19 protein-coding genes are annotated in these 24,497 nt (G+C 66.6%); 16 read left to right on the top strand and 3 right to left on the bottom strand.

Annotation, left to right across the window (positions count from 1 at the left end; all coding sequences use genetic code 11):
* Nucleotides 1–173 precede the first annotated feature (173 nt).
* Entirely contained in the window at nucleotides 174–701 is a 528-nt protein-coding gene (locus tag AB0M47_RS27755) for a hypothetical protein (protein WP_363419194.1), read from the top strand.
* 399 nt (nucleotides 702–1,100) lie between these two features.
* Here AB0M47_RS27755 and AB0M47_RS27750 read toward each other — a convergent pair whose 3' ends face one another.
* Complete coding sequence (locus AB0M47_RS27750) at nucleotides 1,101–2,783, bottom strand: right-handed parallel beta-helix repeat-containing protein (protein WP_363419192.1); 1,683 nt, start codon at nucleotides 2,781–2,783, stop codon at nucleotides 1,101–1,103.
* 46 nt (nucleotides 2,784–2,829) lie between these two features.
* On the opposite strand from AB0M47_RS27750, the gene AB0M47_RS27745 reads away from it, so the two are divergent.
* The 4 genes from AB0M47_RS27745 to AB0M47_RS27730 all read left to right on the top strand — a co-directional run bounded on the left by AB0M47_RS27745 (nucleotide 2,830) and on the right by AB0M47_RS27730 (nucleotide 7,942).
* Nucleotides 2,830–4,038 (top strand): LacI family DNA-binding transcriptional regulator, encoded by a 1,209-nt coding sequence (locus AB0M47_RS27745; protein WP_363419190.1) that lies wholly within the window; start codon nucleotides 2,830–2,832, stop codon nucleotides 4,036–4,038.
* 78 nt (nucleotides 4,039–4,116) lie between these two features.
* The gene (locus tag AB0M47_RS27740; protein ID WP_363419188.1) at nucleotides 4,117–6,924 is read left to right on the top strand and encodes a DUF4838 domain-containing protein; all 2,808 of its coding nucleotides are present in this window, start codon (nucleotides 4,117–4,119) and stop codon (nucleotides 6,922–6,924) included.
* A gap of 153 nt (nucleotides 6,925–7,077) precedes the next feature.
* A complete protein-coding gene (locus AB0M47_RS27735) occupies nucleotides 7,078–7,383 on the top strand; it encodes a hypothetical protein (protein WP_363419186.1) in 306 nt (101 codons plus the stop codon).
* Between the two features lie 4 nt (nucleotides 7,384–7,387).
* Complete coding sequence (locus AB0M47_RS27730; RefSeq protein ID WP_363419185.1) at nucleotides 7,388–7,942, top strand: zinc-binding dehydrogenase; 555 nt, start codon at nucleotides 7,388–7,390, stop codon at nucleotides 7,940–7,942.
* A 264-nt stretch (nucleotides 7,943–8,206) separates the two neighbouring features.
* Here the strand turns inward: AB0M47_RS27730 and AB0M47_RS27725 are convergent, their stop codons facing one another.
* The gene (locus tag AB0M47_RS27725; protein WP_363419183.1) at nucleotides 8,207–9,211 is read right to left on the bottom strand and encodes a LacI family DNA-binding transcriptional regulator; all 1,005 of its coding nucleotides are present in this window, start codon (nucleotides 9,209–9,211) and stop codon (nucleotides 8,207–8,209) included.
* A 79-nt stretch (nucleotides 9,212–9,290) separates the two neighbouring features.
* Between AB0M47_RS27725 and AB0M47_RS27720 the strand changes: the two genes are divergently transcribed.
* The 11 genes from AB0M47_RS27720 (at nucleotide 9,291) to AB0M47_RS27670 (ending at nucleotide 23,204) form a co-directional block, all read left to right on the top strand.
* Nucleotides 9,291–10,580 (top strand): polysaccharide pyruvyl transferase family protein, encoded by a 1,290-nt coding sequence (locus tag AB0M47_RS27720; RefSeq protein ID WP_363419181.1) that lies wholly within the window; start codon nucleotides 9,291–9,293, stop codon nucleotides 10,578–10,580.
* Nucleotides 10,573–11,484, top strand: coding sequence for an ABC transporter permease subunit (locus AB0M47_RS27715; protein WP_363419179.1), 912 nt, complete (start codon nucleotides 10,573–10,575; stop codon nucleotides 11,482–11,484). The genes AB0M47_RS27720 and AB0M47_RS27715 overlap by 8 nt, the downstream gene beginning before the upstream one ends.
* On the top strand, nucleotides 11,481–12,452 hold the full coding sequence (locus tag AB0M47_RS27710; protein WP_363419177.1) for a carbohydrate ABC transporter permease: 972 nt from the start codon (nucleotides 11,481–11,483) through the stop codon (nucleotides 12,450–12,452). Before AB0M47_RS27715 ends, AB0M47_RS27710 begins: the two co-directional genes overlap by 4 nt.
* 33 nt (nucleotides 12,453–12,485) lie before the next feature.
* Nucleotides 12,486–14,108 (top strand): extracellular solute-binding protein, encoded by a 1,623-nt coding sequence (locus tag AB0M47_RS27705; RefSeq protein WP_363419176.1) that lies wholly within the window; start codon nucleotides 12,486–12,488, stop codon nucleotides 14,106–14,108.
* A gap of 48 nt (nucleotides 14,109–14,156) precedes the next feature.
* Nucleotides 14,157–17,630: an alginate lyase family protein gene (locus tag AB0M47_RS27700; protein ID WP_363419174.1), complete on the top strand. Its 3,474-nt coding sequence runs from the start codon at nucleotides 14,157–14,159 to the stop codon at nucleotides 17,628–17,630.
* A 253-nt stretch (nucleotides 17,631–17,883) separates the two neighbouring features.
* Nucleotides 17,884–18,366 (top strand): SRPBCC domain-containing protein, encoded by a 483-nt coding sequence (locus AB0M47_RS27695; protein ID WP_363419172.1) that lies wholly within the window; start codon nucleotides 17,884–17,886, stop codon nucleotides 18,364–18,366.
* 475 nt (nucleotides 18,367–18,841) lie between these two features.
* Nucleotides 18,842–19,969, top strand: a complete 1,128-nt coding sequence (locus AB0M47_RS27690) for an FAD-dependent oxidoreductase (protein ID WP_363419170.1) — start codon at nucleotides 18,842–18,844, stop codon at nucleotides 19,967–19,969.
* Nucleotides 19,969–20,385, top strand: coding sequence for a hypothetical protein (locus AB0M47_RS27685; RefSeq protein ID WP_363419168.1), 417 nt, complete (start codon nucleotides 19,969–19,971; stop codon nucleotides 20,383–20,385). The genes AB0M47_RS27690 and AB0M47_RS27685 overlap by 1 nt, the downstream gene beginning before the upstream one ends.
* Before the next feature lie 65 nt (nucleotides 20,386–20,450).
* Nucleotides 20,451–21,620 carry an FAD-dependent oxidoreductase gene (locus AB0M47_RS27680; RefSeq protein WP_363419166.1) on the top strand — a complete coding sequence of 390 codons (1,170 nt, stop codon included), beginning with the start codon at nucleotides 20,451–20,453 and terminating at the stop codon, nucleotides 21,618–21,620.
* Nucleotides 21,621–21,693: 73 nt separating this feature from the next.
* Nucleotides 21,694–22,494, top strand: coding sequence for a hypothetical protein (locus AB0M47_RS27675; protein WP_363419164.1), 801 nt, complete (start codon nucleotides 21,694–21,696; stop codon nucleotides 22,492–22,494).
* Nucleotides 22,452–23,204, top strand: coding sequence for a pentapeptide repeat-containing protein (locus AB0M47_RS27670; protein ID WP_363419162.1), 753 nt, complete (start codon nucleotides 22,452–22,454; stop codon nucleotides 23,202–23,204). The genes AB0M47_RS27675 and AB0M47_RS27670 overlap by 43 nt, the downstream gene beginning before the upstream one ends.
* Before the next feature lie 238 nt (nucleotides 23,205–23,442).
* Here the strand turns inward: AB0M47_RS27670 and AB0M47_RS27665 are convergent.
* On the bottom strand, nucleotides 23,443–24,497 hold a 1,055-nt coding region (locus AB0M47_RS27665; protein ID WP_363419160.1), incomplete at its 5' end, for an MATE family efflux transporter.

The raw sequence follows: 24,497 nt of genomic DNA, 5'->3' as shown, positions 1-24,497 counted from the left end.
CATCGCCTGGTTCGCCCTTCCACCCATAACCTGATCACCATTGTGGACGGCCCCCACCGTGCGACCTCAGCAGTGACCCCTACGCCTCTCAGGTGTTACACCGGGAAAGCTGAGGGATACCGTCCGGGGAGATCCGGATGGCCATCGATCACGCGTTCATCGATGCTCATCGCATGCCAATGAACCTTGCCACCGGCCGCCGGCCGGCCCTGGCCGCCGCCGCGTACGTCGGCCTGTTCTGTCTCATCGCCGCGATCGCGGTGCTCTGGTCCGTGCTGCGGGGCAGCTCGTGGAGCGAACAGGCAGTGGTGTCGCTGTCGATCGGCCTGCGGCTGTTCAGTATCGGGATCGCGCTGGCATCGGTGCACCGCTGGGGCGACCGGCTGCCGGGGTGGCTGGTGCTCGCCGGGCTCTGGGGCGCCGCCGCCGTCCAGTTGCTGTATCCGCTCGCCGAGACCGTGGTGAAGACGCTGATCCTGACCGGCGTCATGGAGCCGATGAACAAGGGCATCAGCAACATGAGCGCCGACGGCTGGTTCAACTTCGGAGCGATGTGGGTGATCTGGGGCGTACCAGGGGTGCTGTTCCTGCTCGCGGCGCTGGCCTATCGCGTACGCCGGCCGGCGCCGTGGGCGTGGGTGCTGCTCGGCGTCGTGGGCGGCGCAGCTCTGCTGTTCGGGCTGGGCCTGCTGATCGGCTGACCGCCGCGACGTCGCGGGGGCAGGGCCGATACATACGCCTACGGTGAGATCGACCAGATCCCGTGGGGTCAGAAGAGCCCGACGAAGAAGAAGATCGCCGCACGGATGGGCGGCAACGATCGCGACCAGCTGGTCCTGCCAATCTATGACGAGCCCGACCAGCCGCTGAACCAATCCGGGGACTTCCGGACGATCGCCGAGGAACTCGTGAAGGCCTCTGCGGACCGGTACGCCAGCACGAGTCGTGAGTCTCGCGCAGAGGCGGGAGGTTACCTCTGCCGGGGCGACTGCCCGCCACGCCCGCGGGACGCCGCCGCCGCTACGGTGCGCGGTCCCGAACCGGTCCGAGGGGACGTCTCGGACCGGCTCGGCTCGCGTGATCCGGAGCGAGGCTCGGTTCTACGTGTTCGCAATGGTGCCGGATTGGCTGCCGTTCCAGAGGACCTGCGGTCCCTCGACGGTGGTCGGGCGGTTGGTGGAGGCGACCGTGACGCCGGACACGAGGATCGTCCATGAGCCGCTGACGGCGATGTTCTCGAAGAACTGGGTGCCGTCGACCCGCCAGCCGCGCAACGCGCACAACGTGGTTCGCGATGACGTGGCGCGGTAGTTGTGGTTGACCGTGCAGTCGAGCAGCGTCCTTGACTTGGCGTCGCCGCTGTAGATGCTGCCGAGTTCGTAGGCGGTGATGGTGCACCCGGTGAGGTTGATGAGTGCCGTGCCGTTGATCAAGTAACTGCTGCGATAGACCGAGCCGGTGGTCTCGCTCGTCGGTCGCAGGTCCACGAAGGTGCAGTCGGTGAAGGTCGAGGCGTCGGCGGCGAGGGTGGTGCCCGTTGCGGGGTCGATGCTGCCGTAGAAGTTGCACTCGGAGTAATGGAATCGGGGCGCGTTGGTGTCGATCGCCCAGGTTGTGCCGCCCCACAGCCGGCAGTTGTCGAAGGTCATGTCGCCGATGTCGGAGACCGGTGAGAGCTTCGAGGCGGTGACCACGCCCGGGCCGGCGTTGTCGTAGAACTCGCAGTCGGTGAACTGTCCGTCGAAGCAGATGCTGCCGCCCTCGGGTTCCATGTCGACGCCGGCCCCCGGCTTGGACGACAGTGCGAGCCCGTCGTCGACACCGCCGCCGTTGTTGACCGCACGTCCGGTGAAGCGGAACTTGCAGCCGGTGGCGGTCAGTCCACGGCCACCGGTCCACGACAGGCCCTGCCGGCCGTTGTACTCGGTGACCACGTTGGTGAGGGTGTAGTCGGTCGGCGGATCGGTGAGGGTCAGGCCGCCGTATCCCAAAGCGATGCCGTCCAGGCCGTGGAATTTGCTGGTCACCGAGTTGATCGTGACGTTGCGGCATTTCAGCAGCCGAATGCCGGTCGCCTTCACCTGCCGTCCGGTGTCGCCCCAGCTGCCACCAAGCTTCAGCGCGACCGATCGGCCGTTGAGGACCAGCGATGAGATCGTGATGTTGCTGCCGCCGATCACCTGGATCATGCGGCCGGCCTCGACCCCGTACCGGCTGCGCGGGCTGGTGCCCACCTCGTCGACGGGGTTTCCCGGGGTCTGTCCGGCGTCGTAGTTCGTCGCGGGCACGTATCCGCCGTACAGGAGGCCGTCGGCGAGTTTGATCGTCGCGCCGTGTCCGTTGATCTGCAGGTATTGCAGCCCGACCCGGGAGCCGATGTGGAAGATCGGCAGCGCGACTCGCCAGGCGTCGAGATAGCCGGAGGAACCGAAGTTCTCGTCCAGGTCGGCATGAAGGTCGGCGGGGGCGATGTACGCGCTCTGAGCGTTGACCCATGCATCGATCTGATCGGCCGGAAGTTGCTTTCCGACCAGGTAGGTCCCGACCGGGATGTTCAGCGTCGCGCCACGCTCGCTGGTCGCCGAGATCGCCCAAGCGGCCCGCTGAAACGCCGCGGTGTCGTCGGCGACGCCGTCGCCGACCGCGCCGAAGTCCGCCTGGATGTCGAACACGGGATAGGCCTCCGCGGAGGCGCGCTGAGCCGTCAACGCCACGGCCAGGGGGGCGAACGCCGCAGCGCCGAGCAGCGTACGCCGGGACATCGGCTTGGAAGTCATGGACATCGAAATCCCCTCTCGTTCTCGGAGCGCTCACTCCGAGGAGGCTGGATTGAATCTGGCCGATTATGCGCTTAATCACAAAGCTGGCGCAAGCGGAGTCGACATCAGATCCGCGCGGCAGGGAACGGTGACGATGGCGCTCCGGCAGTGGACTTACCGCAGGGGGTACCTTGACCCGGTGGTGAGTAACCAGGGTCGCCGACCGCGTCAGATCGACGTGGCCCGGGCGGCGAACGTGTCGACGGCGATCGTCTCGGCGGTGATCAGCAGCGCCAGCACGGGGACGATCCGGGTGAGCGAGGAGACTCGCCGCCGGGTGCTCAAGGCCGTCAAGGACCTGGGATACGTTCCGAATGTCGCCGCGCGGAGTCTGGCCGGTGGGCGCAGCCACCTGATCGGCGCTTTCACGTATCAGCGGCTCTTCCCCAGAGAGAGCCAAGACTTCTACTTCGAGTTCCTCGTCGGCATCGAGGAGGCCGCCGAGGAGGCCGGCTACAACCTGCTGTTGTTCACCGGGGCACGAGACGACTCCGGCAATCGCACGGTCTACCGCAACGGGTCCAACATGCTGCAACTCGCTGATGGATCGATCATGGTCGGCGGGATGGTCGACCCGAAGGAACTCGCTCGGTTGCACGCGGAGCGGTATCCGTTCGTCATGGTCGGACGGCGAGATGCCATCCCTACCGGCGTCTGCTGGGTTGCCGCCGACTACCGGTCCGGAACCACCGAGGTGGTCCGCAGTCTGGCCGACCTCGGCCATCGCAAGATCGCGCTGGTTCGGGGCACCCTGACGCACGAGACCGTCGACGACCGGCGGGCCGGTTTCGCCGAGGCCGGAACCGAACTGGGCTGGCCCGGCGACAGCCTTCAGGTGCTGACCTATGACACCGCCGGCGGAGCGGACGCGGCTCGACCTCGCGCGCTGCTGGCACTGGCGCGGCGCCGGAAGATCACCGCCCTCGTGTTCGAGTCGAACTACCTCGCCGACCAGGTCCGCGCGGCAGCGACGACTGCCGGCGTGGACATCCCCGGACAGGTGAGCGTAATCGCGCTCGGCGACTGGTCCGAGCAGATGCCGGACCAGCAGATCGCACCCGGCCTGGCCCAGCTGGTCTCCCCGTCGCGCCAGATCGGCCGGGAAGCGGTCGGCATCTTGATCCGCCTGCTCAGCAGCCAGACCACCAGGACCGAACATGTGATGGTGCCGTGCACGATCACGGCCGGCAGCACGATCGCTCCCCCGTCGTCCCCTTGACGGGCCCCGGCCGGGCTCCTACGCTCCTCGTGATTATGCGCTTAATTGCGCGAGCTCGATCTCGAGGAGAGTCGAACTATGCCGCAGCAATTCAGCAGACGAACGGTTCTAGCCGGCGGCGCCGGAGTCTTCGGCCTGGCAGCCGCGGCCCTGAAAACCGGTGTCGCCGACGCAGCGTCGGTCCAGCGCCCGGGGCCGACCATGATCAGCGATGGACGGGCGCGCGCATCGCTGGTGCTGCCAGCCGAGCCGCAGCCGGACGAACGGCAGGCAGCCGACGAGTTGGTCAACCACCTGAGGGACATCTCCGGCGTGGAGCTCTACGCCGGCGCTGCCGCGATACCGGGTCTGCTTCCGGTCTACCTCGGCACCGCCTGCCCGGACCTGCCGCTCGACGACGTCGACGACCCCGACGGCACCGGGCACTCGTTCCGGATCCAGGTGACCCACCACCGGATACAGCTGGCCGGCGTCGGTTCGGCCGGTACGCTTTTCGCAGCGTACGAGCTGCTCGAGCAACTCGGGGTGCGATGGCTCATGCCTGGGCCGCACGGCACGGTTCTGCCCCGCCAGAGCATGGTGATCGCGGCCGATCAGGACCTGATCAGCGTGCCCACGTTCGGCAGCCGCCAATTGCACTTCGTCGACAACTACCTCGGCACGATGCCACCGGGCGTCGATCGCAACGAAGGCGCGGATTGGTCGCGTCGGCGTCGGCTCCGCGGCGAGTCTTGGGACGCTCACGGCATCGACCTGCAACCGCCGGCTTCGAAGACGTCGGAACCGGAGCTCTACATCCAGGAGAACGGCTCGCGCACCAATCAACTCGACGTGACGAATCCAGAGGTCTTGCGGCGGGCCATCGCGTACGCGCGCAGCGAGCTCGCCCGCGACCCGGATTTGAAGGTGCTGCGGATGGGCCCGGCGGACGGGCACGGATTCGGCGTCACCGAGTGGGACGCGGATCAGTGGGACACCTTGGCCGGACTGCCCAGCGTGACCGACCGGTACATCCGGTTCTTCAACCTCGTGCTGGACGACCTGCAGCGGGACTACCCAGACGTCGGCATCGCCTTCTTCTGCTACGACAACTACATGCTGCCGCCAGTGCGGGTCGTGCCGAACCGCAAGATCATTCCGGCGTTGGCGCCGATCAACGTCGACCGGCTGCATACCGCGGCCGAGCCGAGCGGCCAGGAACGGCGCTACTATCTGCGACTGGCAGACCGATGGCGAGCGATGGTCGACGGCTGGTCCTACCGGGGCTATCTGTTCAACCTCGCCGATCCGGGACTGCCGTTCGTGCCGATCGCGCCGGCCCGCGACGAGATACCACTCTACGTTCGCCACAAGTCGCGATACGGCTGCCGGATGGAAGTCTCGGCAAGCTGGGGCTACGACGCTCCAGCCTTCTACCTCGCCACCAAGCTAATGTGGGACGCGACAGCCGATCCCACGGCCGTCATCACGGAATTCTGCGCCGCCGCATACGGGCCGGCGGCCGCACCGATGGCCGACTACTTCGACAAGATCGCCGAAACGGTGTCGCGGGCGCCGATCATGACGGGCCGATGGCTGGCACACGTGCGGATCTTCACAGCGGCCGACTTCGAGGCCCTCGACCGGCTCCTCTCCGACGCCGAGCGCCTGGCCCGAGAGACCGGCGATCCCGGCGTCGTCGATCGAGTCGCGGTGGCTCGGATCGCCTTCCAGTTCGGATGGTCGATCTGGGACGCGCTGCATTCCTGGCACGAAGGGTCCTTCGCCCGAGCCGCAGCCAGCCTGACCCGAGCGGAGAACGACTTCTCCACGGCGGTCTCCCACCAGCCGGTCGCGCTCTACCCGCAACGGCGCAACTTCCTCAACTTGATCGCACCTCCGATCCGAGCAGCCGCCGAACGAACCGTCGGCGACAACGAGATCGTCTGGTCGCTGCCGGACGAGCTGCCCGCGATATTGGACGACACCGACGACGGGCTCGCCGACGAGCTGTACGCGACCGGCGTACCCGACGCCGGCTGGCGGCCGCTGGCGACGAGGTCGCGATCCGCCGCCGATCAAGGATTGAGCTACTTTCGGGGCGCCTATTGGTATCGCACCCCGCTACCGATCGCGCCCGCCTGGGCGGAGCGCCGGTTGTCGCTATGGCTGGGGTCAGTGGACGAGTCGGTTCGCGCCTGGGTCAACGGCAACGAGCTACCGCTGATCGCCGGATCCCGGTCCTTCCAGCCCTGGGAATTCGATCTCCGTGGATTGTTGCGCTTCGACGGCACCGATCGGCTGGTTCTGCGCGTGGTCAATCGCAACCTCAACGAACTCGGCACGGGCGGCCTGGTCGGCCCCGCCTTCGTCTGGGCCGGCGCAACGGACACCCCGCTGTCCGCCGTGCCGCCGGTCGTCCGCCGGCCCGGCGGCCGTGACCTCGATCAGGTGGAACCGGCAGTGATCATCAGTACCGGCGGCTGGCACCGGCAGCTCCCGGCGGTGTGGCTAGCCAAGATCGATCCAGTCGGCGACTGCGCCGAGCTCGGGCTGTGGGAACGCCAGATCCCCACCGCGAACCAGTGGCTGGAGCTCGCCACGGACCGATCGATCGCCGAGCAGGGCTTGGCGTACTATTCCGGCGGCCTGGTCTACCGGTTCGACGGCCAACTGCCCAGCCAAGCGAGATCCGGCCGGCTGTTGGTGCCCAGCCGGGCTCGGCTGGTGTCGGCATGGCTCGACGACAAACCGCTACGAGCCATCGGCTGGAGCGACGACGTGCACTCCTACGCCCTGCCGTCCTTTCCGAACCGCTCCGTGACTTTGGTGATCGCCACTCGGGACTCCCCCGGAGCGGGCCGCGGCGGCCTGCACGGCCGGGTGACCATTACCGACCCCAGCTGACGATTCGCCACGGCCGAGGCCGCCGTGCCACGGCCGGGGAGATCCACGCACGGTGGCAGGTTCGCAGACCTCGTCCCACCGACGTTGCAGAGCGGCGGGTCGGCGTAGTGGGGGTCGGGGCTCAGGTCTGCTCCGGCCGCCACGCAGGACGGATTGCTGCACCTGATCGGGCGTCGCCTTGATAGCGTGCCGGACGAGGCACTTTTCTGGACGATCCTTACTGGGGATGTGTTGATGATGCGGGCGATCAGGCTCCACCCACCTGGCGGGATCGAAGGGCTCCGGCTGGACGAGGTCGCGCCGCCCCAGCCACGTCCAGGACAGGTACTGGTGCGGGTCCATGCTGCGGCGATCACCCGAGGCGAGTTGGATTGGCCGTCCGACCGGCTCCCCGCGATCCCTTCCTATGAGCTGTCCGGCGTCGTCGTCGAGGACGGCGACTGGGTTCTCGGCCGGTGAGGAGGTGTTCGCACTCACGCCGTTCGACCGCGACGGGGTGGCGGCTGAATACGCGCTCGTCCCGGTGGAGATGCTCGCGCGCAAGCCGGGCTCGCTGAGCCACGTCCAGGCGGCGGCGCTGCCCATGCCCGGCCTCAGCGCCTGGCAGGCACTGATCGTCCATGGCCGGCTGACGGCCGGTGAACATGTCGCTGTCACGGGCTCACACGGTGGTGTCGGGCACGTGGCTGTGCAACTGGCCCGTAGCCGGGGCGCGGTACTGGTGTCGGAGGGTGAGCCGTGCGACCTGCTGTTCGACACCGTGGGAGGTCAGTCACTCGCGCGTTCTGCTAACCAGGCAGGCCGGATCGTGACAATCGCCGCCGAGGCGCCCGGCGCTCAGTACTTCATCGTCGAACCCAACCATGAGCACCTGGCCGAGGTGACCCGGCTCGCGGACACCGGCGACCTGTCGCCCGAAATCGATTCGGTCTTCCTGCTTGCCCAAGCCCGGGATGCATTCATACGCAGCGAAGCCCGCGGCAAACACGGCAAAGTCGTCCTTGCTGTAGTCGAATAGCCGCGACGATTTACCCGTGCACCTAGGGGTGGTTTCGGTGGGCCTCGCCACCGGTTGTCGGCGACCTCATGCAACTGCCCGCACCGGGTTCCATCCACGCATCCCGGTAGCGGCGTCAGATATCGCCATGACCCGCAACAATCTTCGCCGGCTACTGGTCAGCGTTCGCCTCGCCGTCGGCCGGCAGCCACTGAACATAGCCACTCGGGCCCCATTGCATAGGCTGCCGACAATCGATATGAGCCGCGGGCGATCATGCGAGCGCTAATCGCGGATCCGGGTGAGAGCAGTCGCTGAGTCACGGATCACCAGTTCGGGTTCGGGGTCGGTGATGACACCGCTCGCGCTTGGCCGCCCCGCGATCAGGTCGTAAAGCGCCTCGACGCCGGACCGGCCGAGTTGGTACATGGGCATCTGGACTGCGGTGACGGCCGGGCGCAGGTGTTGCATCAGGTCGACGTCGTGGATGCCGACCACCGACAGCTGGTCGGGGATGGCGATGCCGAGGTCGCGTGCGGCGGCCAGGACCCCGACCGTGCTCATGATGTTGTTGACGACGATGGCGGTCGGTGCGGTCGCCGCCTGCATCGCCTGCCGGAGCCCGTCGGCGCCGGCCTGCTCACCGAACCCGGTGGCCAGGTGCGGAGCCGGTGTCAGTCCGGCGGAGTCCATCGCCTGCTGGTAGCCCAGGTAACGCTGCTGGGAGATGTATCCCGAACCCCCGACGAAGACGATGTGTCGGTGGTGGAGGTTGACCAGGAACCGGGTAGCGATCTCGCCTGCGCGGCGATCGTCTATGTCGATCCAGGGATGGTCCGGTGCGTGTTCCAGGATCAGGATCGGCTTGGGGTGAGAGCGGAGTTCGGCCATCACGTCGTCGTCCAGCAGCCCTTCGCCGCGGATCAGGATGCCGTCGACCGTGCCCTGGCTCAGCAGCCGGGTCAGGAACTGATTGCCGGAGCGCATCGTCTCGGCATCGCCTAGCAGGACCGTCGCGCCGTGCTCTGCCGCCGCCTCGTAAACCCCCTGCCGCAGCGGTCTGTAGACCGGGTTGTCGATCTTGTTCAAGATCATCGCGATCATGCCGGTCTGGTTGAGCCGAAGCGAGCGCGCCGCATGGTTCGGCTGGTAACCCAGTTGCTGCATCGCCCGCAGCACCCGAGTGCGGGTGGATTCCTTCATCCGGGTGTGACTCGTGCCGTTGACCACCGCCGACACCACCGCGAGCGACACCCCAGCCGCCCGTGCGACGTCACGTTGCGTCGTCATGTAGCAACCCTCCTGAGATCTTGACGTAACGTCTCACCAAGCTTAGCTTGAATTAACGTAACGTCACGAAGGAGCATACATGACATCGACTCGTCGAACCGTCCTCCTGCGGTCCTCCTGGGCGACGGTGAACATCGGCGACGTGGCTCACTCCCCTGGCGTCGTGCGGGCGTTTCAGCGGTTCGCCCCCGAGGTCGAGGTCATCCTCTGGCCGGTGCGGCTGGACGAGCGCGAACGATCCATGCTGCGGCACGCGTTGCCCGATCTGCGCGTCGTCGACGGCACGCTCGGTGCCGACGGGCCGAGCACCCCGGAGTTGGCCGCCGCCATCGACGGTGCGGACGTCCTGATACACGGATCGGGTGCCGACGCCTTCCAGATCACCGAGATCGATTGGTGGCGCAAGCACGTGGGCCGCCCGTACGGCTACTTCGGGATCACCGTGGATCCGCTGTGCCCGCCGACCATCGCGACGCTGCCAGAGCTGGCACGGATGGTCGACACGCTCCCACCGTCCTATCTTGAGGACGACGTCAAGGACCGTTTCGACAGCGCCGACTTCGTGTACTGCCGCGAAACGATGACCCTGGCCACTCTGCGCAGCCAGAAGATAACCGGGCCGGACCTCGCCTTCGGGCCGGATGGCACGTTCGCGTTCGACCACACCGACGCCGTCGCGGCCGCCCGCCTGCTGGAGGGTTTCGGCCTGCAGCCCGGTCGGTTCGCCTGCTTCGTCCCGCGGCTGCGCTTCGCCCCCTACGCGAAGATCTACGGCACGGAACCGACCCGCGAGCAGATGCGGCGCGACGCGGTCAACCGGGCGACGGTGACGCGCGACCTGGCGGTGCTGGCCGCTTCGATCGAGACCTGGGTACGCGTCAGCGGCCTGCCGGCCGTCGTGGTGCCCGAGATGAGCTACGCCGTCGAGCTCGCGCACGAGCACCTTCCCAGCCTGCTCAGTCCACAGACGCTCGAGCAGGTCCGACTCCTGGATCGGTACTGGCCGCTGGAGGAGGCCACCGGGGTCTACGCCGTCTCGTCGCTGGTGGTCAGCATGGAGTGCCATTCGCCGATCCTGGCCGCACGGCACGCGATCCCGACGATCTACCTTCGGCAGCCGACCGAGACCACGAAGTCTCAGATGTTCGCCGACCTCGGCGCGCCAGACCTGGTGATCGAGCTCGACCATCGCGCCGCGGCGACGGTCGTCGCGGCGGTCACCGACATCGCCACCGACCCGGCGCCCGCGGTCGCCCGGAGCAGGAGGGTCGCGGCCAATGCCGACGACCGGCTGCGGGCGGCGGTGCAAGCCTGTGTCGCGGGCCAGCCCATCGGCCTGCCTGCACCGGTGGGGACCGGCGATGCATAGCGTGCGCAACCGCTGGCGGCGCGACCGGGTCCTGCTTCTGCTCGCGGTTCCCGGGGTCACGGCGCTGCTGCTGTTCCACTATCTGCCACTTGGCGGGAACATCATCGCGTTCCAGGACTTCCAGCCGTTCCTGGGAATCTGGCACAGCCCGTACGTCGGACTGGACAACTTCGAGCCGGTGCTCAGCGGCGACCCGGTGTTCCTCAACGCACTCGTCAACACGCTGATCATCACGCTGATCCAGGTCGTCTTCGTGTTCCCGCTGCCGATCTGCCTCGCGTTGGTCCTGAACGCGACCATCAGCGAACGGCTCAAACGCCTCACCCAGTCGATCCTCTACATGCCGCATTTCCTGTCCTGGGTCATCGTGGTCGCCCTGTTCCAGCAGATGTTCGGCAACGGCGGGATGCTCAACGCCTGGCTGCGCTCGGCCGACCTGTCCACGTTCCACATCGTCGGCGTACCCGAGTTGTTCAAGCTCATGATCACATCACAGGTGATCTGGAAGGACACCGGCTGGTCGACGATCCTCTTCCTCGCCGCACTGTCCAGGGTGGATCCGACGCTGATGGAGGCCGCGGTGGTGGACGGCGCTTCGGCGGCTCGCCGCTTGTGGCACGTGACCCTGCCGTACATCCGCCCGGTGATCGTCTTGCTGCTGATTCTGCGGCTCGGTGACTCGCTGTCCGTCGGGTTCGAGCAGATCATCCTGCAGCAGGCACAGGTCGGCGCCGGTGCCAGCGAAGTACTCGACACATACGTCTACAACCACGGGATCGTCGGTGGCGACTGGGGCACCGCGGCGGCGGTGGGGCTGATCAAAGGCATTGTCGGTGTCGCGCTCGTGCTCGGCGCGAACCGGTTTGCCCACGCGCTGGGCGAGCAGGGGGTGTACGCCAAGTGACGAGCCGACTTGCGCCGACTGCGGTGTCCGTGGCGCTCCCCGCCGCAGGCGCGGGGCCGCGGCGGCCACGCTCGCGCCGCAGCCAGCGTCCGGTCTGGATGGGCGAGCCCAGCAAGCTGGGGCTCGGTGCGCGGGGACTCGTGCTCGGCCTGAGCTGCCTGGCGGTTCTGGTGCCGTTCTGGGCGGTGATCATGACCAGTATCGCCTCCCCGAAGGAGATCAACAGGGCGGGCGGCTTCGTACTGTGGACGGCCGAACCGACGCTGGACTCCTACCGAGCCGTCCTGTCCGGCGGAATCGTCACCCGTGCGCTGCTGGTGAGCGCCGGCATCACCGTGGTTGGCACGGCGCTCAGCCTCGTCGCCACGATCACGCTGGCGTACGCGCTGTCGCGGCCAGGTTCGTTGCTGCATAAGCCGATCCTGCTGATGACCGTGTTCACCCTGCTGTTCAACCCGGGCATCATCCCGATGTACCTGACGGTCAAACAGCTTGGCCTGCTGGACAACTACCTGGCACTGATCCTGCCGGTGCTGGTGAACGCGTTCAACGTCATCGTCATGCGCGCGTTCTTCCTGGAAATCCCGGGCGAGATCCTGGAAAGCGCCCATATGGACGGTGCCGGCGAGGTGCGCATCCTGTTGCGGATCGTGCTGCCGCTGTCGAAGGCGGTGGTCTCCGTGATCGGGCTGTTCTACGCGGTGGCGTACTGGAACGCCTTCTTCTCCGCGATGTTGTACCTCCAGTCGTCGGAGAAGTGGCCGCTGCAGCTGGTGCTGCGCACCTACGTCGTCAACAACACCCCGATCGGGTCCGACCAGCTCAGCTCCAACCTGGAGAACCTGCCACCGCAGATCTCCGTCCAGATGGCGATTCTCGTCATCTCCGTCTTGCCCATCCTGCTCATCTACCCGTTCATCCAGAAGCACTTCGCCAAGGGACTCATGGTCGGCGCCGTCAAGGGCTGACCGGTCGTCCACACAATGTGGAAGGGAGACGTCATGGCATCCACCTTCAGTCGCCGCCACGTCCTGGCACTCGGCGCGGCAGCGGGGTTAGGCCCGCTGCTCGGGGCATGCGGCGACGGCGGATCGAGCCCGTCGGGCAGCTCGACCGGGTCGGTCAAGCTGCCCATCTACAAGCCCGTCACCGCGGCCACGCCCGACCTGGCCGCCGAGCCGGCCGGGGTGTCGCCGGGATACTTCACATACCCGACCGCCCCCAGCGCCGCATCACAACCGGTGCACGGCGAAGCCGTCACGGCACTGACGTACACCTACGACCCGATCGCCCCCGCGCTCGGCTCGAACCCCTACTGGCAGAACCTCAACGACAAACTCGGCACCGAACTGAAGATCACGTACGTCGCCTCGGCGGACTACAAGAGCAAGGTCGCCACGACCATCGCCGGTGGCGATCTGCCCAACATGGTGGCTATCCAGGGCGTTGTCCAGCAGATGCCGGCCATGCTGAGGACGACATTCACCGACCTCACCGAATACCTGTCCGGGGACGCGATCCTCGCCTACCCGAACCTCGCCGCCCTGCCCACCGATGCCTGGCGCGGCACCGTCTACGACCAGCGGATCTGGGGCATCCCCGTGCCGCGGGCACGGATCGGCACCGTGCTGTACACCCGGGCCGACCTGCTGACCAAGGCAGGGCTCAACCTCCAACCCAAGTCGTGGGACGAGTTCAAGCAGATGGCGGCGGCGCTGACCGACCAACGGGCCGGTCGCTGGGCGTTCGGGCAGATCCCGTTCAACACAATCCTTGAGATGAACGGGATCACCGGCAACTGGCCCGGCGGCACCGGTGCCTGGCAGGCCAAGGGTGGCGTCTTCACCCACTCCGGGACGACACCGCAGTTCACGCAGGCCCTCGAGGACACCGTCGAACTGGTGAAGTCGGGGGTGATACATCCCGACCACGCCGGCTCTCCCAACACCAAGCGCAACGCGTGGATGCTGGCCGGCACGACCTCGTTCACCATCGGCGGGTACGCCGGGTGGGGCAAGTTCTACGGCCAGGCGAAAGACGTGCCCGGCTTCCGCCTGACCGGCATGGTCTCGCCCACCCGGGACGGCAGGGGTGCGCAGGTACGCACGCCCGGTCCGACCCTGTCCAGCTTCACCGCCATCGCCAAAACCAAGGACGCCGAACGGATCAAGCAGATCCTCAAGGTCCTCAACTGGTTGTGCTCGCCCTTCGGCAGCGACGAGTACCTGGCGCTCCGGTTCGGCGTGGAGGGCCAGACGTTCAACCGAAACGGCTCCGACCCGACTCTCACCGAGGGCGGGCGCAGCCAGACCTTCCTGCCGGTGCGCTACCTCGCCGAGGCATCGCCCGTCATCTACGAACCGGGCAACCGCCAGGCCGTGCAGGACCAGCACGACCACCAGGTCGCCGGCGTCCCCCTTGCCGTCGCAGACCCGACCCTCGGGCTGTACTCGGAGACCGCCGCCAGCAAGGCGGCCAGCGAGCAGCAGGAACTGGACTCGGTGCTGTTGGAGATCCAGCTGGGCAACAAGCCCGTCTCGGCCTGGCAGCCGGCCATCACGAAGTTCATGGACCGGGCGGGCAACAAGATCAAGGCCGAGTACGAGGAGCAGGCAGGTCGCTGAAGCGCTGGACTCAGCTAACACTCTCACGGGGTTAGGGAGAAGACAGTAGTGAGACGGAGCAATCTTCGTTGGTACACGCGTCCCCGGGTCCGTGCGGCGGTCGTGCTGGCTCTGGTGGCGGCGGTTCTGTCGCCGGGCAGCGCCGCCGTCGCCGACACGTCGGATCTCGGCGAACTACTCGACCTGACGCGCCCAGGGCTCAGCGCGGTGGCGGCCAAGCTAGCCGCCGGCGATGAAGCGGGCGCCGCGAGCGAGCTCAAGTCGTATTACGCGGGCCGCACCGACGTCCAATACCCGGCTCCGGCCGAGGGACTGGGCGGCGGCGACTCAGGCCCCGACGAGCTCGCGGCGGGGATCTTCCGATTCGGCACCGAGACCCGCACCTTCTACAACAGCGCCGAGCAGCGCATCGACGTCGACTGGTACGACACCTGGGGTGGCACACAAACCACCCCAGGCGGCGCGCAGACGTTGATGAGCGACTTCACGTTCATGCCCAAATTGACATTCGCATACGTGTCCGAGAGCGACCCGGCAAAGCGAGCGGCGTACGCCGCGGCGTGGATGGACATCTCGCTCGACTTCTTCGCCGACGTTCAGAACTGGCCGCAAGGCCGCAACCTGTCGGCAGCCAAGCGGCTCGCCCAGCTGGTCAGCGCGTTCTCCGTGTTCCGCACCGATCCTGGCATCGACGCGAGCGACCTCGTGACGTACCTGTCCGGCGTGCACGCCACGACGGACTTCCTCGCCGGCGTGATGCAGACGCACATCGGAAACAACTGGTACATGTCGATGGCCCGGTCCGTCCACGCGGCAGCCGTGTTTCTGCCGGAGTTCTCGGCCTCGCCCGGCTGGGAGTGGTTCGCGGTCCGCTCGGCCGAGCGGTTCCTGCGCGCGTACCTGAAGGGCGACGGTGTGTACCGCGAGCCGGCGTTCAACTATCAGGCATATGTGGCAGATCTGCTCAACGCCATCATTGCGGTCGCGGCTGCCAACGGGCGAACCGTTCCCGATTATCTCGTCCAGGCGGCAGACTGGATCGCGGACTCGCTGTTCGCGACCCGTCAGCCGAATCTTGAACCCGCGGCGATCGGCGACACGCCGAACGACTACGCGGGCACGTCGGCCATCCGCAGAAGCGGTCAACGCAACTCCTGGCCCGATTTCACCTGGGTCGCCTCCGGCCGAACGGAGGGGACCGCCCCGACGCTGCCGTCCACAGTGTTTCCGATCAGCTTCGCGGTTCAGCGTTCCGGTTGGGACGCCGATGCCCGGTACATGCTGATCAACAATCAGAATTCCAGTTACACCGCCTCGCATCGGCATCCAGACGACCTCAGCCTGGTGATGGCGGCGTATGGGCGTCCGCTGATCGTCGACTCCGGGGTAGGTGACTACAGCGATACTCCGACGAACAACTGGATGCGCCAAACGACCGAGGCGCATAACACCATCGAGGTCGACGGACTCCCGCAGACCGCTGACGTCGCCCGCACAACGTCGCTGTGGCGCTCGAACGCGGGCCTCGACATCTACCGCGGTGCGACGATGGGCTACCAGCCGATCGCGCACGATCGCGCCGTCTACTTCGTCAAGCCCGGCTTCTGGATCGTCTCCGACGACCTCACCGGTGCCACCGCCGCGCACAACTACCGGCAGCTCTGGCACTTCCCTGGTGATCCGGTGACCGTCAACCCGAATACGAAGGTCGCCACGGTCGGGTTCGACACCGTGCCCGGAGCCACACCCGGTGCCGGCGTGCAGCTCGTCCCGGTGGCTCCGGCCGGCGCCGCGGTAACCCCCAGAGTCCACGGGGACGGCGCCGTGCGGGTCGGCGAGAATGTACTCACCAACGTCGACTTCCTGTCGTACGACTGGCCCGCCACCGGGCCGACGGGACTGGACACGGTCGTGGTTCCAGGCGCGGCCGGCGCGGCGCCTTCGGTGACGGCGAAGCGCATCGTCTTGCCTGGGGTGAGCCACTCCGTGGCGACCGCGATGGAGATCGGCCTGCCGGACGGGACCGGGCGCTTCTACCTTTCGCGCGAGGCGACTCCCTCGTCGAGGGCGTTCGGGGTCGCCACGACCAACGCCGAGACCGCGTACCTCGAGCGTGCTTCGGGTGGCGCGCTTACCCGGTACGCGCTGACCAGAGGGTCGTCGCTGATCGATCAAAATAAGACCGTCATCAGCGCATCCACGATGGTATCCGATGTCAGTGTGGACCTGCGAGGCGCGACCGCCAAGATCTCGCTTAGCGACCCTTTCACCGGCACGCTCTCCATCAACGCGCCGAACGCGAACGCGGTGATGGTGAACGACACCCCGATCGCGTTCACCCGCGCGGGCGACCTCATTACCGTGTCACTCGAGGAGCACTTTGCCCCGGCGCCCGTGCTCACCGACGAGTTCGACGATGCCGGCCTGGACCGCACCGTCTATGACTTCAACGGTTCCTTCGGCGGCTGGGCACCGGTCCAGGGGACCTGGGCGCTGACCGGCGCGCAGCCGGACACCCAGTTGGCGCAGACCTCGACTGCGGACATGGTGTCGTTCGCGGCGCTGCAGGACGTACCCGATGACGTGGTCATGGCCGCGGACATCGTTCCCGGGGCCAGCGGCCAGACGACGGCGCGTACCGGTCTCGCGTTCCGCTACCACGATTCCCACAACTACTACCGGGCCAATGTGCTCAACTCCACGTCGGGGGCGACGCTGCAGCTCGTGAAGATATACGACTCGACGACCACGGTACTCGCGGAGACCGCACTGCCGATCGGCGCCAACGTCCCGCACAAGCTGGTCGTATCCGCGATCGGAAGGCATCTGACCGCCAAAGTCGGCGACACGTCGATCTCGGCGGACGACTCACAGCTGCCGACGGGTGGTGCCGCCGCCTTCACGCATCGGCGGGCCGCGACCTTCGACAACATCGTGATTAGGGAAGGGCTCGATCAGGCCAATTGGCGAGGAATAATCGGGTCTGTATCCGTCGCCTCGGGTAAGTTGCACCTCACGCCGCCTGCCGGTGGCCGGGCGCACGTATTGGCCGACTCGACACTGCCGTCCCGCTTCTCCGAGGCATGCGACTATGTCGTGGAGACCACGGTCACGATCGACGGATCCGTCGGCAACGCAGGAATCTCGCTGCGAGACTCCACGGACGCGTACGGGTATCGGATCCACATCGGCAAGACGAGCAACGGAACCCAGTACGCGAGCATCATCCGCGAGGCTCACGCGTCGGGTCCGGTCACAGTGGCCACTGCATCCATCAGCAACCCGTTGACAGGTCCCGTGCGACTGGGCGCGACGGTTCACGGCGACCGCATCACCGTGACGTTGAACGGCGTGGAGATCCTGAAGGGTCGCGACACCGTTGTCCGCAGCGGCGGCGTCGGGCTTTATGCATCCACAGCGAGCTCGTTCGAGAACGTCACTATCGCTCGGTCCTGCGGCGGACGGGAGCGCCTGCGGCCAAGTGCTCCCGGCGCCATCAACCGCTGGGACCACCAGGACTAAGCCGGCGTTTAGCGGCGCCCACCGGTGGCGTCCGGGTCTTCCATTCAGCCCGGCCGATGACGACGGAGCTGTGCTTTGGTTCCGTCGCCCGGATCTTCGTCACGGGTGGTCGCCGACGCGCTGCGCCGTCCGTCGGCTCTGCTGGTCATGCCGCACGATCTGGCCGACCATGCGGCGGCAGCCTTGACGCAACCACTCGGTTGCCATACCGTATCGCAACCAGGGCATTGCCATACCGTATGAGGAGGCCCCAATGACTGGCACGAGCACCGACTACCGCACCACCGTCCGCGTGAACGCCCCCGCCGAGGTGGTGTTCGACCTGGTCACCAGCCCCGAAGCGCTCACCGCCTGGTGGAGCCCGGCCACCGGTTCCGGGCTGACCAATGGAGAGCTGCGGTTCCCGATGGTGCCCGGCCAGCCGCCGCTGCTGATCCGTGTCGACGAGGCGACGCCCCCGACCACGGTCCGCTGGACTGTCGTCGAGTGCACCTTCCTGCAGGACTGGGCCGGAACGCAGCCGACCTTCACGATCACCCCACTCGACCACGACTCATGCGAGCTCACCTTCGAGCACCGCGGCCTCAACGATGAACTCGACTGCAAGGACATGTGCAGCCGAAGTTGGAACCACTTCATCGGCATCAGCCTCCCGGAACTGGCCGACGGCGGGCCCGGCGCTCCCAACCGCAGCCCACGAGACCTCGCCCGCCGCGTGGCCGAGGAGATTCGCTGATCTCGAAGCACCCACGCCGGGCTCAGCGTCACCGAGTCGGTTGGCCCCACCGCGTTCTGCAGCAGCAGGAACCGTGTCCGGCTTCGTTCGTGGGTACCTTCACAGCCACCTGCGGTCCGGGCAACGGACGAACGCTTCCGGCTCCTGGCTCGCTTCAAGGGCTTGGGCGACCGTAAGACCACGGACTACTACGTGGGGAGTCCCGCCGAAGGGCAGACGATTCCTAGCGAACCCGGGCCGCAAAAGTACGCCGATCTTGAGGCATCACGTCCGCTCAGCAAACCAGACTTGGTCTCGTTGCCGATCTGGTCTGCCGTCGCGGCCGCGCTCAAAGCCGCCCCAGCAAAGACAATTGGGCATCCAGACCCGCGCGGAGGCCTTGACGATCATCTATTATCGCTGCGGCAGGCAGTGTTTGCGGCGAGTCCTGGAGCGTGGGCGGCCCGCAAGCCTCAGAGCAGTGAGGAACCCAGCAGTGACCAGTGGATACAGGATAGCGGTCGTCGGCGGTGGGATATTCGGCGTTACTGCTGCTGTGCACCTGGCCCGGGCCGGGCATACGGTCGAACTCTTCGAAGCGGCGCCCGACCTGCTCTGCGGTGCAAGCAGCGTGAACCAGCGCCGGCTGCACCACGGGTATCACTATCCGCGAAGTTCGGAGACGGTCGCTGCAGTGCGTCAAGGGGTCAGGTCCTTTCGCGAGGAGTACCCGGACTCGGTTCGCGGCGACCACGAGCACTACGTCGCCATAGCCAGCGAGGGCAGCCTCGTCTCGGCGGAGCAGTACCTCCAGTTCTGCGACCGATCGGGGCTGCCGTACCGCGAGGAGTTTCCACCGTTTCTACGACGGTCGTCGGTGGACCTGGCGCTTCGAGTGCAAGAGGAGGCCGTGGATATCGCCGCCCTGCGCAGGTCATGTTGGCGAAAGCTGACCATGGCCGGAGTGGATGTGCATCTGCGGTCGCCGCAATCCTTCGACGACCTGAAGGATTTCGATCGCGTGGTGATGGCTACCTACGCCCGCCTCAACGACCTGGAGTCCTCAGCGCGGGCAGGCACGCCCAGCTATCAGTACGAGGTCTGCGAGAAGCCGGTCGTCCGGCTGCCCGACCAGTACCGCGGGCGAAGCATCGTCATCCTCGACGGGCCGTTCATGTGCGTAGACCCGTACGACCGCTCCGGCATGTTCGTTCTCGGTAACGTGGTGCACGCCGTCCACCTCACGGCCGTCGGACGCTTCCCACTGGTACCTGTCGAACTGGCCGACAAACTCAATGGACGCATCCAGCACACGCGCCACACGAGATTTGCTCAGTTCGTCGACCACGCGCGACCCTTTCTAGCCGACATCGATCAGGCACAACACATGGGTTCGTTGTTCACGATCCGGGCGGTGCTGCCGCATGTCGAGCACACCGACGCGAGGCCTACCTTGGTCCGCCGCATCGACGAGCGCGTCATCTCGATATTCAGCGGGAAGATCGCCACCTGTGTGGAAGCCGCCAGGGATGTGACGGCGATGTGTGCGCAGGTATCGGCGCCACCCGGAGCCGATACGCCGGAGGTCGACGCCATCGGACAGACCTGGCGGGCTGCTACGTGATGGCTGGCACGATGATGGTGGAGGACACCGCATGTCTACGCGTGACCTCAGCCAACGGTGTGCTGATCCACGGCACCGTGACGATCAGTAGCGATCGGATCCTCCAGGGCGACCGGCGGCAGGCGGGCAGGATGAAGCTGCTGGACTATCGGATCGGCAGCAGCGTGCCGCTGATCGCACCGGTGGCGCGAACGGCGATGTTTGCTCCCACACTCGAAGCGATCCTCTGTGCACCGCCCAAGGCGAGGATCCATGACCGCTGTCTGGCGCCTCGTCCGGCGGGCGAAGGAATGATGAACGACGGAATTCTGGACGTCCTGCGCAGCGCGGAAGCTGATTCGGCGCCGTTCTCAGAGCCACCGGGCCTGTGGGCGGTACGCCCGCACCGCCTCACATTGCACGAAAGCGTGTCGTGAGGAGGCTGGAAGCCGTTGCTCCGGCCGTGGCGCGCCACGGATCGAGGCGACGAGAAGGCGACGTCGTGGTCGTGGGCGGCGGCATCAGCGGTCTGGCCACCGCTCTGGCGATCCGGATCGCGAGTCAGAAGCACGGTGGGCCGGGACTTCGCGTGGTGCTGGTCAACGATGGCGTCCTGGGTGGCGACTCCGCGACCGTACAGAATGGTGGGACGATCCACACGGGCGCCTCCTACGCCCTCGGCCACCAGCGGGAGGCGCAGTGGTGTCGACAGACCGTCGGCACGGTGTCCGCCGCGCTGCCCGACGATTGTGTCATCAGCAGGAAGTCCTTCTACCTTGTTCGCCGGGCGCAGATCGACCACTACCTGAGGCGGCTGGACGAACTCGGTCTGCTCCACGAGCGGTGCGGCCCGCGCGATCTGTCCGAGATGCTGCGGCCGGAGCCGGCGGCAGGTGTCGCCGGCGTGGTCATCGACGAGCTCCAGGCGGACATGTCGGAGACGGTGCTGAGGTTTACGCAGGCGTGCCTGGACGCCGGAGTCGACATCGTCATCGACGCACCAGTGCGAGAGATCGTCGAGGACGGACGCGGGGGCGTGAGCGCCGTGCGGCTGTCCTGCGGCACGCTGGTCACGGCCGGACGAGTGCTGATCTGCGCCGGCCCTGGCACGACCGGTCTGCTGCGAACGCTCAACCGCCGGCCGCGACACGTGCTGGCGGAGATCTACGATCATCATGCAACACACATCGTCCTGGCACAGGGCAACGTCGCGTATCCGGTGCGGGGGGCCGAGCCGGGCCTGCCGGTCGTCACGCAGTTGCGCGACTATCAGTCGATCAGCCTCTACGGCGTGCCTCCTCAGGTCGAGACCGCGAAGTCCATCGACCAGATCCTGACGGTCTTCAGGTCGTGGTTCCTGCCAGGCGCCCTGGAACTGGACGATATCGTCGCCGTAACGCAGGTGAGCAAGGTCGAGTTCCACGGCCCGCACATGGCCAGGAGCACCCTGCCCCGGGTGCTGGACGGGCGCGACCTTGGCGTAGCGGGGTTGTGGTGCCTGATCCCGGGCAAGCTCTCACATGCCATCTGGTTGGCGCTGGCCATGCCGCGCTCGCTCGGCTTCGACGAGGTGCATCCCGCCGACGTGCGTGAACGCCTTGACCAGGTCGGACCTAGGGCGCATGAGCTCTTCGGCCAGCCGCTGAGAGTCCACGAGATCGGCGGCGTATGAATCGGGGCCGGCTCTCGGTCACCGGGCGTCCCAGGCCGACGGACAGCACCGTACATCACAGACAGGAGGACGCATGGCCGCAACGTCCATGTGTTTCGTAATTCTCAGCGACACCGTCGACGACACGTTCGCCGACGTGGTTTCGAGCTTGCGAAGGTTCTGTCCGGACGCCGATATCGCCTGGTACAACTCCGGGCAGCGGCGGGACACGCCTTTCGACCTGCTACGTGTCCGCCGCGATCGGCCGCTGAAGTACATGAAGATAACGCCGGCCTTCTTCGACATCCTGGAATGGGCTGCCGAATCGGAGTACGACTATGTCGTCAATGTCGAGACCGATATGGCTTTCATCAGACCGGGATTTCAGGACTACGTGCAAAGGCAACTGCGCGACGCGCACTATCTGGCTCCGGGCCTGCGGCACCGGACTCCCGAGGTGTCCCTGTGGCCTTCGTATCACTCGCTGGCAAAGGATCGTCAGGAGCTCCTCTCCATCATGGGGATGAGCCATACGAACCGCGCGTTCTGTCCCGCGCAAGTGTTCAGCAGGGAGTATGCGACCACCCTGTTGTCGAGTGACATGTACTCCCGGGTCCGGTCGTTCGTCGAGCGCAACCAGCAACCGGAACGGTCGTCGACTCTGCAGGAGTTGATCCTCCCAACCCTTGCCGAGGCCCTGGGCCTGACGTCCCGCTCGTACGCTGCTCATCTCGCTCAGTTCAACCGGTTCCGGCCGTACCAGGCGATGCGTGACGTCGAGCAGGCGCAGCGCACGCCTGATGCCTACTTCATCCACCCGGTACGCCGCAGCAGCAGCGATCCGGTGCGCGCATGGATCCGGGATCTCGTGCGCACGGACGCGTCAATAGCCTGATCATCAACGTCACCGACTCGACCATCGGAGCAGATGTGAGCAATCCCCCAGTGGTGGCGGCCGGCACGGGCCCCCGGCCGCGTTCCAGTCACGTTCAGGCCGCACCTAAAGGACAGGCGCTTTCGGGTGCGGAACTGAAGAACGCCGACCTCAGCGGCCAGAACCTTGCCGATTCGATGCTTCGCGGAGCGAGCCTCGTCGAGGCGACATTGATTGGTACCAACTTCAGGAACGCGAACCTGTCCGGGGCGTTCCTCGCCGCCGCTGACCTGCGTGAAGCGGATTTGAGTATGGCGTACCTGGGTGGTGCCTTTCTGGGTTGGACATTACTGACGGCCGCAGACCTCAGCGGGGCTTACCTGCGCGGAGCCGACCTGCGCGAGTCGAATCTCAGTGGTGCCTTCCTCAATGGCGCCGACCTGTCCGGCGCGTTCCTGGCCGACGCCAACCTCAGTGAAGCCGACCTGCGTGAGTCGATACTCGACGGCGCCGACCTTCGGGAGGCCGACCTGAGCGGTGCCGACCTGAGCGGCGCGAGCCTGGACGGTGCGTTCCTGGCGGGCTTGCGGTGGACCGATGCGACCCGGTGGCCGGATGGTTCCAGCAGCACGATGCGTCAGCAATCGCAGGAGGTCGCCGACGGGATCTTCGTCGTCGAGAACGACGGTTCCGCACGCGCCGGCATAAGAATCCAGCAGCCCCCGTCCTGACCGACGGTGATTGTCTACCGAGGGTCTTCCACCACACTCGCTGGACGTGCGAGCCTGCGAGCGTGGTGGGCTGGGCCCGCCACGGCCGATGCTGGACACGCAGCTACCGGCAGGCCCGGATCTTCAACGGGCGCTCAACAGTCGCTCCTGCGTTGGGGACTGAACATCCGGTCCGCCGCCAGGTCGTGCGCACCTCCACCAATCCCGTTTCGCGTGCCGCACGGCTGCCGGCGAACGGCTATGGACAGCCGGGCAGCGCGGGATCCCGCGCCGTGACGAATGATCGGCTTTCCCAGCGCGAGCCCCGGAAACGCCTTGCGAACACCGCCGAACGCAGCCCCCACTCCGCCACCATGACACCCCACACTCCCACCACGCCGTACTCGAGGTGAACCCCGACGATCCAGATCAGCGCCACCCGCAGGACCATCGTCACCGTGGCGACCGCGGTGGTGTAGACGGCATCCCCGGCGGCACGCAAACCTGCGGCGAGCAGATACGACAACGACCACCAGCCGAGCAGGCGTGCCGCTGAGGCCATGAGGAATACGGCCGCGACGTCGTCTGCCACCTGCGGCGGCGTTCGGGTCACGTCCAGCAACCAGGGGAAGCCGGCGAGCATGGCGGCCACGGTCACGGCCGCCACCCCGGTCGACAACCACAGGAATGATCGGATCAGCCGGCGAGCGTCATCAGGGCGGCCTGCTCCGATAGCTTGACCCACGATGGGAACGAGGGCGATGCACAGCGCCTGGGGAACGATCTCGCTGAGCGCGACGAGTGACTGGGCGACGGCGTTGGCGGTTATCTCCAACGTACCCATGCTCACGACGAACGTCTGGGTCAGCAGCTTGCCGCCGTTGAAGAAGAGCTGCTCCGCGACGAACGGCACCCCGATGACGGCAACCCGGCGAACCGCGGTCCAGTCAATGGATTCTGCCCACCGGCGGCCCAGGACGCCATCGCGCCGCACGACCCAGAGCGCCATGCCTGCGGTGAGGTAGCGGCTCATGACGAGGGCGTATGCCAGACCCCGCACACCCAAGTCGAGGCCTTGGACGAGTCCCGCTGCGAGGAGAAGGTACCCGCCGTTGACCGTGACGGTTAAACAGAGCGCTCGAGCGGTACGCCCGACTCCGCGCATGACCGCCGCCGTGGCTTCGACGGCTGCAAACGCTGGATAGGACATCGCGGAGGCGGCTAGTGGTGTGACATGAAACGTTGACCCGGTAATCGGATCGATGTGACTATATCGATGTTTGTGGTTTCTGTGTTGAGTGCGCGGAGGTATCC

The organism is Hamadaea sp. NPDC051192 (genome assembly GCF_040682475.1).
GTDB lineage: Bacteria > Actinomycetota > Actinomycetes > Mycobacteriales > Micromonosporaceae > Hamadaea > Hamadaea flava.
This window is presented reverse-complemented; position numbering and strand designations above follow the sequence as displayed.

Coding starts and splice junctions, on each gene's coding strand:
- AB0M47_RS27755 (WP_363419194.1), top strand. CDS start 174: ATGCCAATGAACCTTGCCACCGGCCGCCGGCCGGCCCTGGCCGCCGCC.
- AB0M47_RS27750 (WP_363419192.1), bottom strand. CDS start 2,783: ATGTCCATGACTTCCAAGCCGATGTCCCGGCGTACGCTGCTCGGCGCT.
- AB0M47_RS27740 (WP_363419188.1), top strand. CDS start 4,117: ATGCCGCAGCAATTCAGCAGACGAACGGTTCTAGCCGGCGGCGCCGGA.
- AB0M47_RS27725 (WP_363419183.1), bottom strand. CDS start 9,211: ATGACGACGCAACGTGACGTCGCACGGGCGGCTGGGGTGTCGCTCGCG.
- AB0M47_RS27720 (WP_363419181.1), top strand. CDS start 9,291: ATGACATCGACTCGTCGAACCGTCCTCCTGCGGTCCTCCTGGGCGACG.
- AB0M47_RS27715 (WP_363419179.1), top strand. CDS start 10,573: ATGCATAGCGTGCGCAACCGCTGGCGGCGCGACCGGGTCCTGCTTCTG.
- AB0M47_RS27705 (WP_363419176.1), top strand. CDS start 12,486: ATGGCATCCACCTTCAGTCGCCGCCACGTCCTGGCACTCGGCGCGGCA.
- AB0M47_RS27695 (WP_363419172.1), top strand. CDS start 17,884: ATGACTGGCACGAGCACCGACTACCGCACCACCGTCCGCGTGAACGCC.
- AB0M47_RS27685 (WP_363419168.1), top strand. CDS start 19,969: ATGGCTGGCACGATGATGGTGGAGGACACCGCATGTCTACGCGTGACC.
- AB0M47_RS27675 (WP_363419164.1), top strand. CDS start 21,694: ATGGCCGCAACGTCCATGTGTTTCGTAATTCTCAGCGACACCGTCGAC.
- AB0M47_RS27670 (WP_363419162.1), top strand. CDS start 22,452: ATGGATCCGGGATCTCGTGCGCACGGACGCGTCAATAGCCTGATCATC.